Below are 15,817 nucleotides of genomic sequence, written 5' to 3' on the forward strand. Positions count from 1 at the left end.
CGCTGCTTTTAAACGCCAGCAAGCTGCGCGTCTACAACACCATATTCCTCAGCGTAAGCGTGAAGCTTGCCCACGCACGATATTGAAACATTTATACTTTTATACCAATGCGTCAGCAAGCAAGGCGCCTACAACGCCCATCTCTAAAGCTCAGCGTCTCTTAACCTCTTTGTGATTAAATAACTTAACCCCCTATTGCACAAAGAGAAGCAAAAGAGGAGTAAATGAGAAAACATACAAGTAGCAGCGAGTTTACCTCGCGTCTGGGTTTATTATTTTAACGCGGTAGAAATACCAAATGCGCCAGCAAGCAAGGCGCCTACAACGCCCCCTCTAAAACACAATTCTCCGCCTCTACTTTTGCTTGGGACAGGCTTAATATTTGTGGGCTGTGTACTGTCATGGTATTTCACTATCAGCTATAATCGCGCCCATTGTAGCCGACTAAAAATGTGAACAAAAATGAAATTCCCCTGCCGCTTAGATAAATTTATTAGCCACCTAGCAGAGCTACCACGCTCAAAAGCACGCGCTGCAATTAAGCGCCAAGAAGTGCAAGTAAATGGGGAAACGGTTACCGCGTTCGATTTTCAAATAACCCAGCAAGATGAAGTAACATTTGCTGGTGAGCCTATGGTATTTTTAGGCAAACGCTACTTTATGCTACACAAACCTGTAGGCTATGTATGTGCCAATGTAGATGAGCTACATCCCACCGTATTTGATTTACTCGATGAGCCAAATATGGCCGACTTTCATGTAGCAGGTCGCCTTGATATAGACACCACCGGCTTAGTACTCATTACAAACGATGGCGATTGGTCGCACCGCATAACCTCGCCAAAGCACAACAAATTAAAAACCTACTTAGTAGAAACCCAAGAGCCTATAACCGAAGACGCATTAGAGCAACTACGTAACGGCGTACAACTTCACAACGAAAAAGGTCTCACTCGCCCAGCTAAAGCAGAAGCACTTGCCACCTACAGCTTACGTTTATCAATCAGTGAAGGTAAATATCACCAAGTTAAACGCATGTTAGCCTCAGTAGGCAACAAAGTGGTAGAGCTACACCGCGAGCAAATAGGTAATATTATACTGGACGAAAACTTAGCAAGTGGAGAGTATAGAGAGTTAAAAGAGGGAGAGATTTAGCTAAGAGTGACACAGTGAATATATAAACAACTCTAAAATTTTAGTTAAAAACAAAAAACCCAGCATAAGCTGGGTTTTTACAATTCTGAAAGAAAACTAAATTACTTGATTTTAGCTTCTTTGAAAATCACGTGTTTACGAGCCTTAGGATCGAACTTTTTGATTTCCATCTTTTCAGGCATGTTACGCTTGTTTTTGTCGGTAGTGTAGAAAAAACCAGTACCAGCAGTTGAAACTAAACGGATTTTATCGCGCATGATTCAGTTCCTTAAACTTTTTCGCCGCGAGCACGGATATCTGTAAGTACCGCGTCGATGCCTTTTTTATCGATAATACGCATACCTTTAGTAGTAGTGCGTAGTGTTACAAAACGTTTTTCACTTTCAACCCAAAAACGGTGTGTTTGTAGGTTAGGTAGGAAACGACGTCTAGTCGCGTTTCTCGCGTGTGAACGGTGGTTACCAACCGTTGGACGCTTACCTGTAACTTGACATACTTTAGACATGTCTATATATCTCCAATAACTTCGCTCGAGCTTAATTTAACCTAAGGCCATGTATTTGTGCCCTAGATAAATCGAAGGGCGCTCTTTATACAGCTTTTACAGGCAAAGATCAAATACTGATCTATCCAACCAGCTCATATGTAAATTTGATAGCGGCTAATTATAAAGATCGAATGCCCTTAGGGAAAGTAAAAACTGCATTTAAATTAAACTAATTTGCCAAAACGCCTCAAACCGCTCATTTTTAACACACTTATTCACCAAGCAAAGTTAAATCAAGCCCCGCTGTGCAAAAGAAACACATGTTTCTCCTCCAACAATGATGTGATCAAGCACATTTATATCTACCAATTGCAGCGCTTGTTGTAACTTATTGGTGATAAGTTTGTCTGCTTGGCTTGGTTCGGCAATACCGCTTGGGTGGTTGTGTGCCAAAATAATGGCCGCAGCATTATTTTTTAAGGCCGCTTTTAATACTTCTCTGGGGTAAACGCTGGCGGAGTTTATTGTGCCATAAAACAAAATTTCGTCTTTTACTAAACGGTTTTGACTATCAAGATAGAGCACCATAAACACTTCTTGCTGCAACCCGCGCATTTGCAATGTTAAATATTCATACACCGCATTTGGCGAATTAAACACCGCATCGCGCTGGCAGCGCTCCTGCATGTAACGTTGACTCAGCTCAAGCACCGCTTGCAATTGCACATATTTTGCCATCCCTAAGCCTTTTTGTGCGCAAAACTCATCTTGGCTGGCGTTAAATAAATTATGCAGTGTTTTATTTTCGTTAAGCAGGTGTTGGGCAAGCTCTATCACATTCATTCCTGGTAACCCAGTACGCAAAAAAATTGCTAATAACTCAGCATCACTCAGTGCTTTAGGGCCTTTAGCAATGAGCTTTTCACGGGGGCGAAGTGAATTAGGTAACGAAGTTAATTGCATTATTCATCCTTGATGATTAAAAAATAGTCATATAACTGTAATGCAAATTTCAAAATTAGCCTGATTATTTAATCTTAAAAACTTAGCTCAAAGCACAAAGATTTGTTATTTTAGCCTGCATATACACTCAAGCAAAAAAACACTCATGACTAACTTAACAAACAAAAAAATTGTACTTGGCATAACCGGCGGTATTGCAGCCTATAAATGTGCAGAGCTCGTTAGGCGTTTAAAAGATGCAGGTTGCGAAGTAAAAGTAGTTATGAGCGAGTCAGCTAAACACTTTATAACCCCCTTAACCATGCAAGCGGTTAGTGGCGAAATGGTATCTGACTCATTACTTGACCCCTCAGCTGAAGCGGCAATGGGCCATATAGAATTTGCAAAATGGGCTGATTTAATTTTAGTTGCACCTGCAACCAGTAATACGATTGCTAAAATGGCTGCAGGCATAGCCGATGATTTACTCACCACACTGCTATTGGCAACCCCAGCAAAAGTGGCAATAGCCCCAGCAATGAACCAGCAAATGTATGCACACCCTGCTACACAAGCTAATTTGGCAACACTTAAATCTCGCAATGTACTAATTTGGGGCCCAGGTAAAGGCGAGCAAGCCTGTGGCGATGTAGGCGCTGGGCGCATGCTAGAGCCGCATGAGCTTGTGGCTTTGTGCACTGCTACAGAGCAGCCGCAATTATTAGCAGGTAAAACGATTACCATTACCGCAGGCCCGACCCGCGAACCACTTGACCCTGTGCGTTTTATATCAAATCACAGTTCAGGAAAAATGGGCTATGCTCTTGCACAAGCCGCATTAGAGCTTGGTGCTAAGGTTAATTTAATTTCAGGCCCGGTGACTATTAAAGCCCCTACTGGTGCTAATTTAGTTAACATAGAAAGTGCTGAACAGCTTTTAAATGAGTCATTAACCTATGCCGTACATTCTGACGCTTTTATTGGTTGCGCCGCCGTAGCAGATTACAGAGCAGCGAATGTCGCTACTCAAAAAATGAAAAAACAAGGCGATGAGCTTACCCTTACACTTGTTAAAAACCCCGATGTAATAGCCGCCGTTGCAAGCTTAGAGCAAGGCCGCCCTTACACAGTAGGTTTTGCAGCCGAAACACAAAATGTAGAGAGCTATGCAAAGGGTAAACTTAAAAATAAAAACTTAGATATGATTTGTGCAAATGATGTATCAAAAAGTGGCTTAGGCTTTAACTCTGATCATAATGCTTTAACACTTTATTGGCATAATCAAAGCGTAGAATTACCAGCAACAAGTAAAACAGAAATTGCGCATCAAGTGATCGAACAGCTCGCTAAACATCTATAAAAATGCTGGAAACAAACTGAATAAAACATTAACATAAGCCACTCATTTGAACAGAAAATGACTAGCCCCAGCTAAAAATAACAAATAAAAAAAGGAAGGTTCATGCCTGCGACAAAAAGAAGTAATCGCAAAGAGCAGATACTGCAAGCACTCGCACAAATGTTAGAAACCAGCCCAGGACAACGAATTACCACAGCGAAGCTTGCTGCTGAAGTGGGTGTTTCTGAAGCTGCGCTTTACCGTCATTTTCCTAGCAAAGCACGTATGTTTGAAGGCCTAATTGAGTTTATTGAAGACACGCTTTTGTCGCGTATTAACCTTATTTTAGAAAACGAAAAAGAAAGCCAAACACGCGTTTACAATATTTTATTATTGCTACTCACCTTTGCAGAAAAAAACCCTGGTATTACACGCATACTTACCGGCGACGCCCTGCAAGGTGAACAAGAGCGATTACGCGAGCGTGTACAAGGGCTATTTGAAAAACTAGAAACACAATTCAAACAAGTACTTCGCGAGCGAAAGCTCCGTGAAGGTAAAACTTTTCAAAGCGATGAGCTCACCCTAGCTAACTTTTTACTTGCTTACGTAGAAGGCAAAATGAACCAGTTTGTGCGCAGCGACTTTAAAGTAAAGCCAAGCTCGCAGTTTGAAAAACAATGGCCTGAACTACAAAAAATTTGGCTATAACACAAATTGACTCATTTCATTTAAGCGCGGTACCTAATCGCGCTTAGCTTTCCCCCTTTCATCCCTTTTCTTATACCGCTTATCTGATCCGCTCGAAATATAAACCAAACTCGTTACAATACTTATTACCCTAAAGGCACTGTAAAAAACGAGAATCAATAATGAAAACAACGCTCACCTTTTTAAGCTCAGCACTGGTTGCAAGCTTAGCAAGCCCGGCTGCTTGGGCTCAAAAGCCGTTAGAATTTAAAGACGTATTCGGTTTTAAGTACGCAAAGAGCACACAACTTTCAGATGATGGTAAAATCCTCAGCTTTAGCGCCAAACCATATCGCGGTAACGCCAGTGGCCAAGTTTATGACTTAACAACAAACACCCTATTAAGTACTGTAGATCGCGGCACTAAGCCCGTTATTAACAAAGCAGCTAATTGGGTGGCCTTTACACAAGTTCCTACGCTTTTAGAGCAAGAAACTACTAAAAAGAAAGCTGAGCTTAAAAACAACCTCATTTTAGTCAACACTCAAACCGGCGAAAAACACCAATTTGCCGACGTTAAAGATTATGTATTAGCTGATAATGGCCAGTGGCTTGCTTACAGAGTTGATCAAAAAGCTGAAAAAGACGAAACCAGCGACGATAAAACCGAAGAAAAAAGCGAAATCACGCCAGACAAAAAAGACAAAAGCTTTGAGCTGATAATTGTCGATTTAAACAACAATACAACACATAGTGTAAATAATGTATTTAGTTACGCCATAAGCCACAATGGCGCTCAGCTACTTGCCAGCCAAAGCTTTAGCGATGGCAATAATAATCAAATTGTACTGCTTGAACTAAATAACAACTTTACGCAAAGTGTACTAATTGACGAGCCAGGTGTTATTGCGCAAACAATTGTGTGGCATCCAAGTAGAGATATTGCAGCATTTAGCCTTGGCAACTACGTAAACAATGATGAGCGCCGCAGGCAATATAAACTAAATCTTTGGCAAAATAATACCCTTAGTACCATCGACTCCCCTAATAAAGAGTGGGTCATAGGTAAAACAGCAAAAATTACATTCTCCGAAGATGGCGAGCGTTTATATTTTGAAAACCACCCTAAGCTTGCCGCAAAAGTAAAAGCAAAAGAGTACACCGACGAAGCGTCACTGTATGACTTTGACACGATTCGTGAGCATAAAGAGCTGAACGTTTGGCACAATAACGACGCTCAAATAAAACCACGCGAAGAACAACAGTGGAATAAGGTAAATAAAAACCGTCATTACAGCGCTGTTTTTCATTTAGAAAGTCAAAAAACAGTACAGCTAAGCAATGAAAAAGTGAGCGATTTAGCGCTTAACACTGAGCGAAGCCACAGCGTATTAGGCTACTCAAACCAAGCTCATCTTGAAAAAATAATGTACGGCGGCTTTTTTGCCGACTACTACAGCATAAATGTAAATACCGGTGAGCAAACAACAATTGTTAAAAACTCTCCGTTTACACCAAGCCTTGCGCCAAATGGTCAGTACGCCGCTTATTTTGCTAATAGCCAAGTTCAGCTTAAAGATTTAAAAAATAATAAAGTAACTGCGCTTAGCAAAGCTATAAATGCCACTTTTGCAGATGATAAGCACGACTACCCATCAGAGCAGCCTGGCTATGGGTTTGCCGGTTGGTTAAATAACAGCAGCCAAGTATTAGTGTATAGCAAATACGATATTTGGGCGTTTGATGTAAATTCCCAACAAGCAACCCAACTTACAAACGGTAAAAATACACGCACCCAATACCGCGTAATTCAGCTAGATAAAAACCTCGTTGGCTATAATAAAGACGACACGTTGCTACTATCGGCTGTGAACTTACAATCAAAACAGCGTGAAGTTGCTAAGCTCAACTTAGCCTCAAACACAGTCACTAAAGTACTTAGCGGTAATAAACGCTTTGATGTGGTTAAAAAAGCAAAAAATGCCAATAAATACCTGTTTACCGAGCAAACTTACCAACAATTTCCTGATTACTACCAAACTGACTTTAGCTTTTCAGCGCCTAAAAAGGTGACTCATTTAAACCCACAAATTGCTGATTTTGCCTGGGGCGAAAAGCCAGAACTAATAAGCTATAAAGGCTTTGATGGCGAAGACTTACAAGGGGTGCTAATCAAACCTGCAGGCTATAAAAAAGGCGATAAAGTACCGGTTGTTGTATACTTTTATCGCTACATGAGCCAGCGCATGTATGATTTTCCTAAAATGGAGCTAAATCATCGTCCTAACTTCCCTATGTTTACATCAAACGGTTACGCTGTATTTTTACCTGATATTCGCTTTGAAATAGGCCACCCGGGTAAATCGTCAACGCAAACCATGATAAACGCCACTCAAAAATTAATAGATTTAGGTATAGCTGACCCAGGTAAAATAGGCCTACAAGGGCATTCATGGGCGGGTTATCAAAGTGCATTTATGATCACTCAAACAGATATGTTTAAAGCGGTTGTATCGGGGGCTCCGGTTTCAAACATGACCAGTGCTTACAGTGGCATACGTTTAAAGTCGGGCCTTGCACGTCAATTTCAATACGAAACAGGGCAAAGCCGTATAGGTAAAAACTTATTTGAAGCACCCGAGCTTTACATTGAAAACTCACCGGTGTTTTTTGCAGATAAAGTAAATACCCCTATTTTAATTATGTTTGGCGATAAAGACGATGCAGTGCCGTGGCACGAAGGCGTGCAGTACTACCTTGCACTGCGCAGAGCAGGTAAAGATGCGACCTTTTTACAATACGAAGGCGAACCGCATCATTTGAAAAAGTTTCCTAATCAGGTCGATTTTTCAGTACGTATGATGCAGTATTTTGATCATTACTTAAAAGGCAAACCAGCTGCAAAGTGGATGACACAAGGCGAAGCATTCGTTGAAGAGTAAATAACCCACATAAAAAAGCCGATATTGCATAAACAATATCGGCTTTTTTGTTTTTAGGTTTCTCTTAAACTACAAACACAGCTCTCTAAAAGGCAATGTGGCTGCGCCTATCGATACCGGAAAATTATCAATATTAGACACCACCAGCTTAGGCATTGGGCGTTTGGCCCCGCGTCTAAATTGCGCGTACACCTCAGTGCGGGCGATTACTTTTTCAGCCAGCTCTTTAGGTATATGGCCGCCAATAATAATGGCTTCAGCATCTAATAGCGCTGAGCAACAAGTTGCCACTAAATCAAACGAGTCTTGAACTTTAAATAGCCACTCTTCAACGCCTGGCCATTCTGGGTCAAAGTTATCGTGTAAATCGTAAATTGAATTAACCGCAACGCCATTTTTTTTCAAAATACGTTTTAGTAACTCTAAATTAGGATGAGCATATAGCTTAGGCGGTAGCATATCGCCAAGCTCGCCAGCGTTACCGTAAGTACCACGCAGTACGTCGCTATTATTAACTATACCGCCACCAAATGCGGCCGATACAAACATATATACAAAGTTTTTGTATTCACGGCCAATACCTGCAACGCCCTCGCCAGCGGCTGCGCCTGTGGCGTCGTTCACCACCCAAGTAGGTAACTGAAAGTGCTGCGATACAATATCGATAATATCAACTTGCGACCACTCTTCTAGCATATGGTGGGTATTCATTTTACCGTCCATAGAACTAAAAAAGCCTGAAATACCCACACCCATGCCCAGTATTTTATCGCTTGGAATATCGCGTTCTGCGCTTATATCATCCACCAGTTTTTGCGCGCATTTAAGCACGTTATTAATGCTCATATCTGACATTAACTGCATGTGGGTGTAAACCACTTTGCCAGTAAAATCCATAACCGCAAGTGAAATGGCATCAAGTAAAATAGCCAAACCAAAGGTAAACCCGTAATCAGGGTTTAGCGCAATGCCAAAACCAGGTTTGCCTTTTTTATTAGGAATGAGTGTATCGGTTTGCACTATTACGCCGTGCTGGGTTAACGACTTAAGTAAACGCGAGACAGTTTGTTGCGGAATTCGGGTGGCGCTCACAATATGGCTTTGTGTTACGCATTGCTCCCAAAACACCACTTTAATAATATCACGCTCAATGTCTTGAAAAAGCTTATCGCCTTTTCCAAGCTCAAAACCTGAGCGTAATAAGTTACTGTTATTTAGCGAAAACATAGCTATTAACCCTAATAAAATTGGAGCACAAGATTACGTTAAACCATTATAAAGAACAAGTACGGCGCAGTGCCTATTCAATCACAATGACTCTAAAATCGTTAACGTTAGTGTTTGTTGGCCCCGTAATAATTAAATCATCAATAGCTTTAAAAAACTGATGGCTATTATGACCTTGTAACTGCGCTTGTAAGTTCTCGCCGGCGGCCTCTGCACGAGCAATCGTACTGCTATCTATATACGCGCCAGCAACATCTTTACTACCGTCAACGCCGTCAGTATCGCACGCTATTGCGTAAATACCCGCTTCGCCGTTTAGCGCATCAGCCAGTGCCATTAAATACTCTTGATTAGGACCGCCATCGCCGTATACATCGGCAACGGTTACTGTAAGCTCGCCACCTGAGAACAACATAACGCGCTTGCCTTTTGCTTTTTCCTCAAGGGCAATTTTAGCGTGTACGCGGGCAACCTCTTTTGCCTCACCTTGAATATCGTATCCAAGTACTTGCGTATCCCAACCTTGATGCTGTGCTACATCAATAGCACTATCAATCGCATGCTGCGCATTAGCTACAATAAAGTGCTCTCCCACTGTATCGGCTGCACGCGCTTGCTCAGGTTTTAGTAAATGGGCTTCAATCTCACTTATAACTGGCCAATTATACTTTTGTAAAATAGCCAGCGCATCAGCTTTAGTACTGCCATCGCTAATAGTGGGGCCAGATGCAATATCGCTTGGCTTATCGCCTACTACATCAGAAATAATCAGCGTTACATAATCCGATTTAGCCGCTTGCGCTAACTTGCCCCCTTTAACAAGCGAGAGTTGTTTGCGCACAACATTAATTTCATCAACACTTGCACCACTTTTAAGTAAAAACTGATTAAGTGCCTGCTTTTGCGCAAACGGTACATCATCAACAGGCAGGCACATCAATGACGAGCCACCACCTGATATAATAAACAAAATAGGAATATCGGCAGGGTTATTTATTACAAGCTCTAACAGTGCTTTACCTGCAGCTAAGCTGTTATCATCTGGTGTTGGGTGGTTAGCACTAAGTACTTTTATGCGCCCAGTATCGCCAGCACTTTCGTAGCCATAACGTGTCACTACAGCGCCAAAACATTTATCACCATAAAAGCGATTAACCTCAGCGGCCATTTCTGCGGCTGCTTTACCGGCACCTACCACACATAAGCCATTGCTGGCATCTATATTTTTTAAGTACTTGCTCATGCAAGCACTCGGTTTACAGGCATTTACCGCAGTGGTAAATAAATCGATTAAAAACGACTTGTTAGCATCCATTAGTCAAAGCTCACGAAAAAATTGAAGGAATAGCAAGGCAAATTAATACCATCACAACAAACATGCTCAGCAGCATAACGATATCTTTACCGGTTAAAATAGAGTTTGAGGTTGTCTCAGCGTTTTGCGCTTTAGCGACTTCGTTTACGTCACGAGGAATAACGCGGCTGGTTACATAAATAATAATTGCAGTGCATACAAATCCAATAAAGTTCCACCAAAACCAAAATACATCGGGCGCAAATATCGACACCAGTAAGTTAATTAGTACACCACTAATTAAACCTATATTTGCATGTAGGGCTGCACTTCGTTTACTTAACACTGCGATTAAAAATACCGCGAGTATTGGGCCATAAAATAGTGAGCCTACTTTGTTAATGGCTTCAATAATAGTGGGCGCTATGTCACCCGCAAAAAGTGATAACACAAGCGTAATTGCGCCCCATGCTAAGCCTAAGTACTTAGCCAGTTTTAAATACGTTGGTTGGTCTAGCTCTTTATTAGAAATACGGCTGTAATCTTCAATGCTGACCGCCGAAAGCGAGTTAATAGCTGAGCTAAGTGACGACATAGCCGCAGATAAAATAGCCACAACTAATAAACCAATTAGGCCATGCGGCAAGTAATCTAAAATAAATATTGGCATCATCCAATCTGGGTTATCCGCTGGAATTTTGGCTAAAAACTCAGGGTTACTCATAGCCAGTGTGCCTACAATTAAGCCCGACACACAATATAAAATAGTAATAGGAAAACGCACTACGCCGTTGGCTAAAATCATGTAGCGCAAGTTTTTAGGATCTTTTGCACTAAGCGCACGCTGTGCTTGCGTTTGGTCACACCCGTAGTACGAAGCGTAAAGTACTACACCACCAAAAATCATAGGTAAAAAGCCAAAGCCGTCACCACTAAAGCCAAACGAATCAAGTTTTATAGCTTCTAACCGGCTCGAATCAACATTAGCAATAAAGGTATCAACACCACCTAAGTGATAAAGCCCAAAGCCAATACAGGCAATGGTACCCAGTACAATGATGATCATTTGAATGGCATCACCATATACAACCGCTTTCATCCCGCCTTGTAGTGAATATAAAACAGTTATAACACCGGTAAGCACAATGGCTTGCCACGCTTCTATTCCCATAGTGCCTTGTAAAATAAGCGATACGGCATAAATCATAATACCGGTGGCAAATGCGCGGCTAAACTGAAACACCACACTAATAAGCACACGGGTAGAACGACCAAAGCGCATTTCTAAGTAATCGTAAATACTGACAATACCGCTTTTATAAAGCTTAGGTAAAATAGTCGCTAAAATTAAAATCATCGCCAGCGGTACACCTAACTCATACGAGAGCCATTGCATACCACCGCCTTCACGCAAACCAACAAATGCAGGAGCCGAGATAAAGCTAATAGCCGAAAGCTGAGTGGCCATTACCGACAAAGCCAGCGGTTTCCATCCTAAGCTTTTGCCTCCTAAAAAGTAATCACTTTTATTGGTTTGTTCGCGTAGCATAAACCCCATTACCAATAAGGCACCAAGGTAGAGAGCAACTATTGAAAAATCTAATATATTCATAATTATTTCGCGTATTCAAAATAAGAAAACACAGCGCCTTCTCAAAAATAAAAACCAAGTTTGTTATTTGCTTACTTCTAAACAGTACCTAAAAATAAACCTATCACTAACTTAGCTGAAAAATGCATCACAATGCAAAAAGCCTATTAACCCCAAAGTAGGTTAATAGGCATAAAGCATTTATTTAAAAGTCGTATTTAACTCTTAATGTGACGCGTCGTGGGAGAATTGGGCGACCTACAAAGTAAGGGTTGTCTGACGTTTGGCTATTACCTAAACGCGGCGAGCCTTCGGTTACACCATCAGAGTCAAACAAGTTAAATACCCCTACGCTTAGACGTACTGTTTGCTCCGGTGCAATTTGCCAGTTATAACCTGCATCAAATCTAAATAAGTGAAATGAATCAAGCTCTACCGAGTTTGCATCGTTGGCATAGTTTTTACCGGTAAAGTTATGATACAAAGCAGCATCCCAGCTATCTGCGGTGTAACTAATGGATGAGTTAAATAATATTTTTGGTTTACGGCGTAACTCATTACCAATAATAGAAGGGTCTGAGTCAAACTCAGTAAATTCGTGGTCGGTGTAAGTCATGTTGGCATCAACAGCCCACTCGTCGGTAATATCGTAACGACCAGTAAGCTCCACGCCTGTTGCTTTGGTCGATTGCATAACTGGCAGCTCTAATACGCCCCCGTTACCATCGTTTACAAAGTCTACGCTGCGCCTGTCTTTTAAGTCAGTTCTAAATAACGCGATGCTACCGCTAAAGTCGTTATCAAAAAATTTAACACCTAGTTCGCCTTGCTCAACAATTTCGGCTTCGTAGCTGGCAGGCTCGCCTAAATCGTTAAACTGAATACCTCTAATTTCTGGGAAGAAAAACCCGCGTGATGCATTGGCATATACATTTAAATTATCAGTTAAGCGATATAACGCCGCACCTGATACCGCAAATTCAGAGGTGTCGACTTCACCGTAAGTCATTACACCACTGCCCGTAGTGTTAACTTGTAAGTTAGGGGCAAGCGTTGGGTCATCAGAAATCTGAACGACTTGGCTGCCTTCACGGCTAATTTTGCCGTCAATTTCTTCATAACGTACACCAAAGTCGATAATCCAATCATCGCTTTCCATTTGATCCGCTATATAAAGTGCACGGCGCGTAGCGCTAATAGTTTGGTTAGTGTATGAAATACCAGGCCCACTAATGCCATTTTGTGTGTACTGAACAACATCGCCATCGGCATTGGTGTACGTTAAATCCACCAGCTCAGGGTTATTGTTAAACTCACCTAAGTAGGTGGTAATAACGTTATCGTCATCGGCTTCACTGTGTGAAAAAAACGTACCTACCGTAATATCATGGCTAAAATCGCCAACAAAAATACTTTTAATAACATTAAATTCGGCAGAAAAATCTTCAGCTGGGCGATCGCGGTCTAAAATACGGTTAGCAAATAGTAAGTCATCACTTGCAAGTGCCTGACCCGATGCGGTGTAAGTAAACGCAGCACCACTTGCATCGCCTAAACCACGATTAGCTAAAAAGTCTTCTTGGCTCTCAGGGACGTTAATAATACCGTCGCCATCTAAAAATAGGTTAAATTCGTGCTGGTACTTTGCGTATTTGCTGCGCATGTTAATTGCAAAGTCGTTGGCTAGCTCTTTTTCAAATACAACTGAAATAGAGCCACCTTTAGTCACCACACCATCGCTAATTGGCGATTCATAACGACCATTTGCAGTGTCATAGGTAAGGTTAGATAAATTGGCAGTTTGTAGTGACTCCACTTCGCTGCCATCGTTACCAATTAAACGCTCGCGGCTATCGCCATCAAGCGGAATAGGAAGGTAAAACTGCGCTTGATCGTCAATGTATTGGCCATAAACCGTAAATGAGCCTGAGCCGTCATCAAATTCTTTACGAATATTACCGCGAAGCTGAGTACCTTTAGTCTCAAGTCCTGTATCTAACGGGCCCTCGTCGTAACGGTAAAAACCCGATAACGCATAGTAAAGGCCATCTTCGTTAAGCGGTCCGCTTGTAGCAAAGTCTAAACGAGTACGCCCCTGATCAGATAGCTCCATTTGCACGGTACTTTGCGGATCATCACTGCCCGTTTTAGAAATGTAGTTAATAATACCCGCTACAGAGCCTTGGCCAAATAAGTTAGATACACCGCCACGTACAAACTCTACACGCTCAATGCCTAAGTCATTACGGTAGTAAACATCAAATGCCGACGAGTTTAAGCCAAAAACACTCAAACTAGGTGAACCATCATACGATAAAGGCGTAAACTGAAACTGACCCGACGAAGGCAAGCCCCTTACTTGTAGGTTTGTTGCAACCTCACCACCGCCCCCCTCTACTTTAATACCTGGGATGTAACGGAGTACATCTGCTTGGCTGCTTGATGAAAGCTTTACTAATTCGTCTTCGCTAATTGAGGTTACAGATTGTGGAGTATCTGAAATTACACGTCCTTTACTGGTACCAGAGACGATAATACGCTCAACGTTGTTAGCTTTTTTTGCTGTATCTGGCGCAGACTCTTCTGCGGCAAACGCGCCCTGTGTGAGGCATAAAGATACAATAGAGGCGATCGTTGTTTTATTCACGGGTATTCTCCAATTGTGCTAGTTGTCTGTGTGTATTTACTTAGAGTGTGGCTAAGTAAAGTAGAAATAATCAAGATATACATGTTAGTTTTTTGTTACTTCGAACAGGATTTAAGCACAGAAAAAAAACATTTACAACCCATAATGAGTGCTTTAATATTATCCAAATTGAAAATAACACACAAAGAGCACCCAATATGACTACTATAAACAGCAGTAAAATTGATGCAGCCACTGCTTCATCACTTGCAGACCTTGCTACTAAAACACTTATAGCAAACGATTTAGGTGGCTATACAGTACCAACACATGGCCTTTACCCGTTTCAATGGAACTGGGATTCAGCAATAACTGCGCTTGGTTGGATGAAGTCTGATGAGGGGCGTGCGTGGCAAGAAATTGATGTGTTATTTTCAGGTCAGTGGGATGACGGCATGGTGCCACATATCTTATTTCATAAAGATGCCGACACGTATTTCCCAGGTCCGGATGTGTGGGGATCAGACAAAAAAATTAAAAGTACGTCTATTTCGCAGCCACCCGTTGTGGCCACAGTAATGAAAGAAATGCTTGCAAGCGCACAAGATAAAACCTTTGCAGAGCAAAAGGTTAAGGCGCTATTTTCAAAGGTTGTTGATTACCATTTATGGTGGTACAACGACCGCGATCCTGAAAATACAGGTTTAGTAGTGACTTACCATCCGTGGGAGTCGGGCATGGATAACAGTCCATCATGGGATGACGCACTCCAAGCTGTGCCATGTGTTGACTGGGAGTACACTCGTCGCGATACAAGCCATGTAGATTCGTCGCAGCGCCCACATAAAAGTGAGTACGACCGCTTTTTATACCTAGTAGACTTTTTTAAACGTAACAATTTTGATAGCAAAGTAATTTACGAAACCTGCCCGTACAAAATGAACGACCTAGGTATTATTGCTATTTTGCATCGTGCCACAAAAGATTTACTCGAAATGGGTGAGCAACTTGGTTTAAACGATGCACGTACCGATTATTTAGCCCAACGTGCTGAGCTTACACAACAATCTATTAACACCCTGTGGTGTGATAAAAGCAAATACTTTTACTGTAAAGACGTGCTAACAAATAGCCTAGCTAAAGTTAAAACCTCAGCAGCACTATTAACTGTTTATGCTGGTTTAACATCTAACGAGCAAACCCAGATAATTAATACCGCAACTGAAGACTTTATTGAGTCGAGCCAATTTAGTGTGGCATCTACCCACCCTAAAGAAGAAAAGTACGAACCACAGCGTTACTGGCGCGGCCCTATTTGGTTACACATTAACTGGATGATAGCCACAGGCCTAAAAGAAGCAGGCTTTGTGACAACTGCTGAAAAAATTCAGGATGACACCCGCGGCTTAGTGCTTAAATCGGGTTACTACGAATACTTTAACCCAGAGACTGGCGCAGGCTGTGGAGGTAAAGATTTCTCATGGACAGCAGCAATTGCACTGCATTGGCTACTTGATTAATAAC

12 protein-coding genes are annotated in these 15,817 nt (G+C 41.8%); 5 read left to right on the top strand and 7 right to left on the bottom strand.

Translation table 11 applies throughout. The annotated features are described in order from the left end of the window. Positions 1-462 precede the first annotated feature (462 nt). Entirely contained in the window at positions 463-1,155 is a 693-nt protein-coding gene (gene rsuA, locus WDB87_RS00940) for a 16S rRNA pseudouridine(516) synthase RsuA (protein WP_337848747.1), read from the top strand. 101 nt (positions 1,156-1,256) lie between these two features. On the opposite strand, the gene rpmG is transcribed toward rsuA, so the two are convergent. The 3 genes from rpmG to radC all read right to left on the bottom strand — a co-directional run bounded on the left by rpmG (position 1,257) and on the right by radC (position 2,605). Continuing rightward, positions 1,257-1,412, bottom strand: coding sequence for a 50S ribosomal protein L33 (gene rpmG / locus WDB87_RS00945; RefSeq protein WP_004587947.1), 156 nt, complete (start codon positions 1,410-1,412; stop codon positions 1,257-1,259). Between the two features lie 11 nt (positions 1,413-1,423). Further along, positions 1,424-1,660: a 50S ribosomal protein L28 gene (rpmB, locus tag WDB87_RS00950; RefSeq protein WP_004587946.1), complete on the bottom strand. Its 237-nt coding sequence runs from the start codon at positions 1,658-1,660 to the stop codon at positions 1,424-1,426. 270 nt (positions 1,661-1,930) lie between these two features. Beyond that, positions 1,931-2,605, bottom strand: coding sequence for a RadC family protein (radC, locus tag WDB87_RS00955; RefSeq protein ID WP_004587945.1), 675 nt, complete (start codon positions 2,603-2,605; stop codon positions 1,931-1,933). Positions 2,606-2,750: 145 nt separating this feature from the next. Between radC and coaBC the strand changes: the two genes are divergently transcribed. From coaBC to WDB87_RS00970, 3 genes are all read left to right on the top strand, one after another. Beyond that, complete coding sequence (gene coaBC, locus WDB87_RS00960; RefSeq protein WP_337848748.1) at positions 2,751-3,944, top strand: bifunctional phosphopantothenoylcysteine decarboxylase/phosphopantothenate--cysteine ligase CoaBC; 1,194 nt, start codon at positions 2,751-2,753, stop codon at positions 3,942-3,944. 102 nt (positions 3,945-4,046) lie between these two features. After that, positions 4,047-4,634 (top strand): nucleoid occlusion factor SlmA, encoded by a 588-nt coding sequence (gene slmA / locus WDB87_RS00965; protein WP_004587943.1) that lies wholly within the window; start codon positions 4,047-4,049, stop codon positions 4,632-4,634. Between the two features lie 161 nt (positions 4,635-4,795). Beyond that, positions 4,796-7,555 (top strand): S9 family peptidase, encoded by a 2,760-nt coding sequence (locus tag WDB87_RS00970; RefSeq protein ID WP_337848749.1) that lies wholly within the window; start codon positions 4,796-4,798, stop codon positions 7,553-7,555. Between the two features lie 69 nt (positions 7,556-7,624). On the opposite strand, the gene WDB87_RS00975 is transcribed toward WDB87_RS00970, so the two are convergent. From WDB87_RS00975 to WDB87_RS00990, 4 genes are all read right to left on the bottom strand, one after another. Further along, a complete protein-coding gene (locus WDB87_RS00975) occupies positions 7,625-8,782 on the bottom strand; it encodes an ROK family transcriptional regulator (protein WP_286245334.1) in 1,158 nt (385 codons plus the stop codon). Positions 8,783-8,855: 73 nt separating this feature from the next. Beyond that, a complete protein-coding gene (locus tag WDB87_RS00980) occupies positions 8,856-10,097 on the bottom strand; it encodes a glycerate kinase type-2 family protein (protein WP_337848750.1) in 1,242 nt (413 codons plus the stop codon). Between the two features lie 10 nt (positions 10,098-10,107). Beyond that, on the bottom strand, positions 10,108-11,688 hold the full coding sequence (locus WDB87_RS00985) for a sodium:solute symporter (protein WP_337848751.1): 1,581 nt from the start codon (positions 11,686-11,688) through the stop codon (positions 10,108-10,110). 184 nt (positions 11,689-11,872) lie between these two features. Continuing rightward, positions 11,873-14,314 carry a TonB-dependent receptor gene (locus tag WDB87_RS00990; protein ID WP_337848752.1) on the bottom strand — a complete coding sequence of 814 codons (2,442 nt, stop codon included), beginning with the start codon at positions 14,312-14,314 and terminating at the stop codon, positions 11,873-11,875. Positions 14,315-14,511: 197 nt separating this feature from the next. On the opposite strand from WDB87_RS00990, the gene WDB87_RS00995 reads away from it, so the two are divergent. Continuing rightward, positions 14,512-15,813 carry an MGH1-like glycoside hydrolase domain-containing protein gene (locus WDB87_RS00995; RefSeq protein ID WP_337848753.1) on the top strand — a complete coding sequence of 434 codons (1,302 nt, stop codon included), beginning with the start codon at positions 14,512-14,514 and terminating at the stop codon, positions 15,811-15,813. Positions 15,814-15,817: the final 4 nt, after the last annotated feature.

Origin of the sequence: Pseudoalteromonas sp. C12FD-1 (assembly GCF_037414265.1) — a bacterium.
Taxonomy (GTDB): domain Bacteria; phylum Pseudomonadota; class Gammaproteobacteria; order Enterobacterales; family Alteromonadaceae; genus Pseudoalteromonas.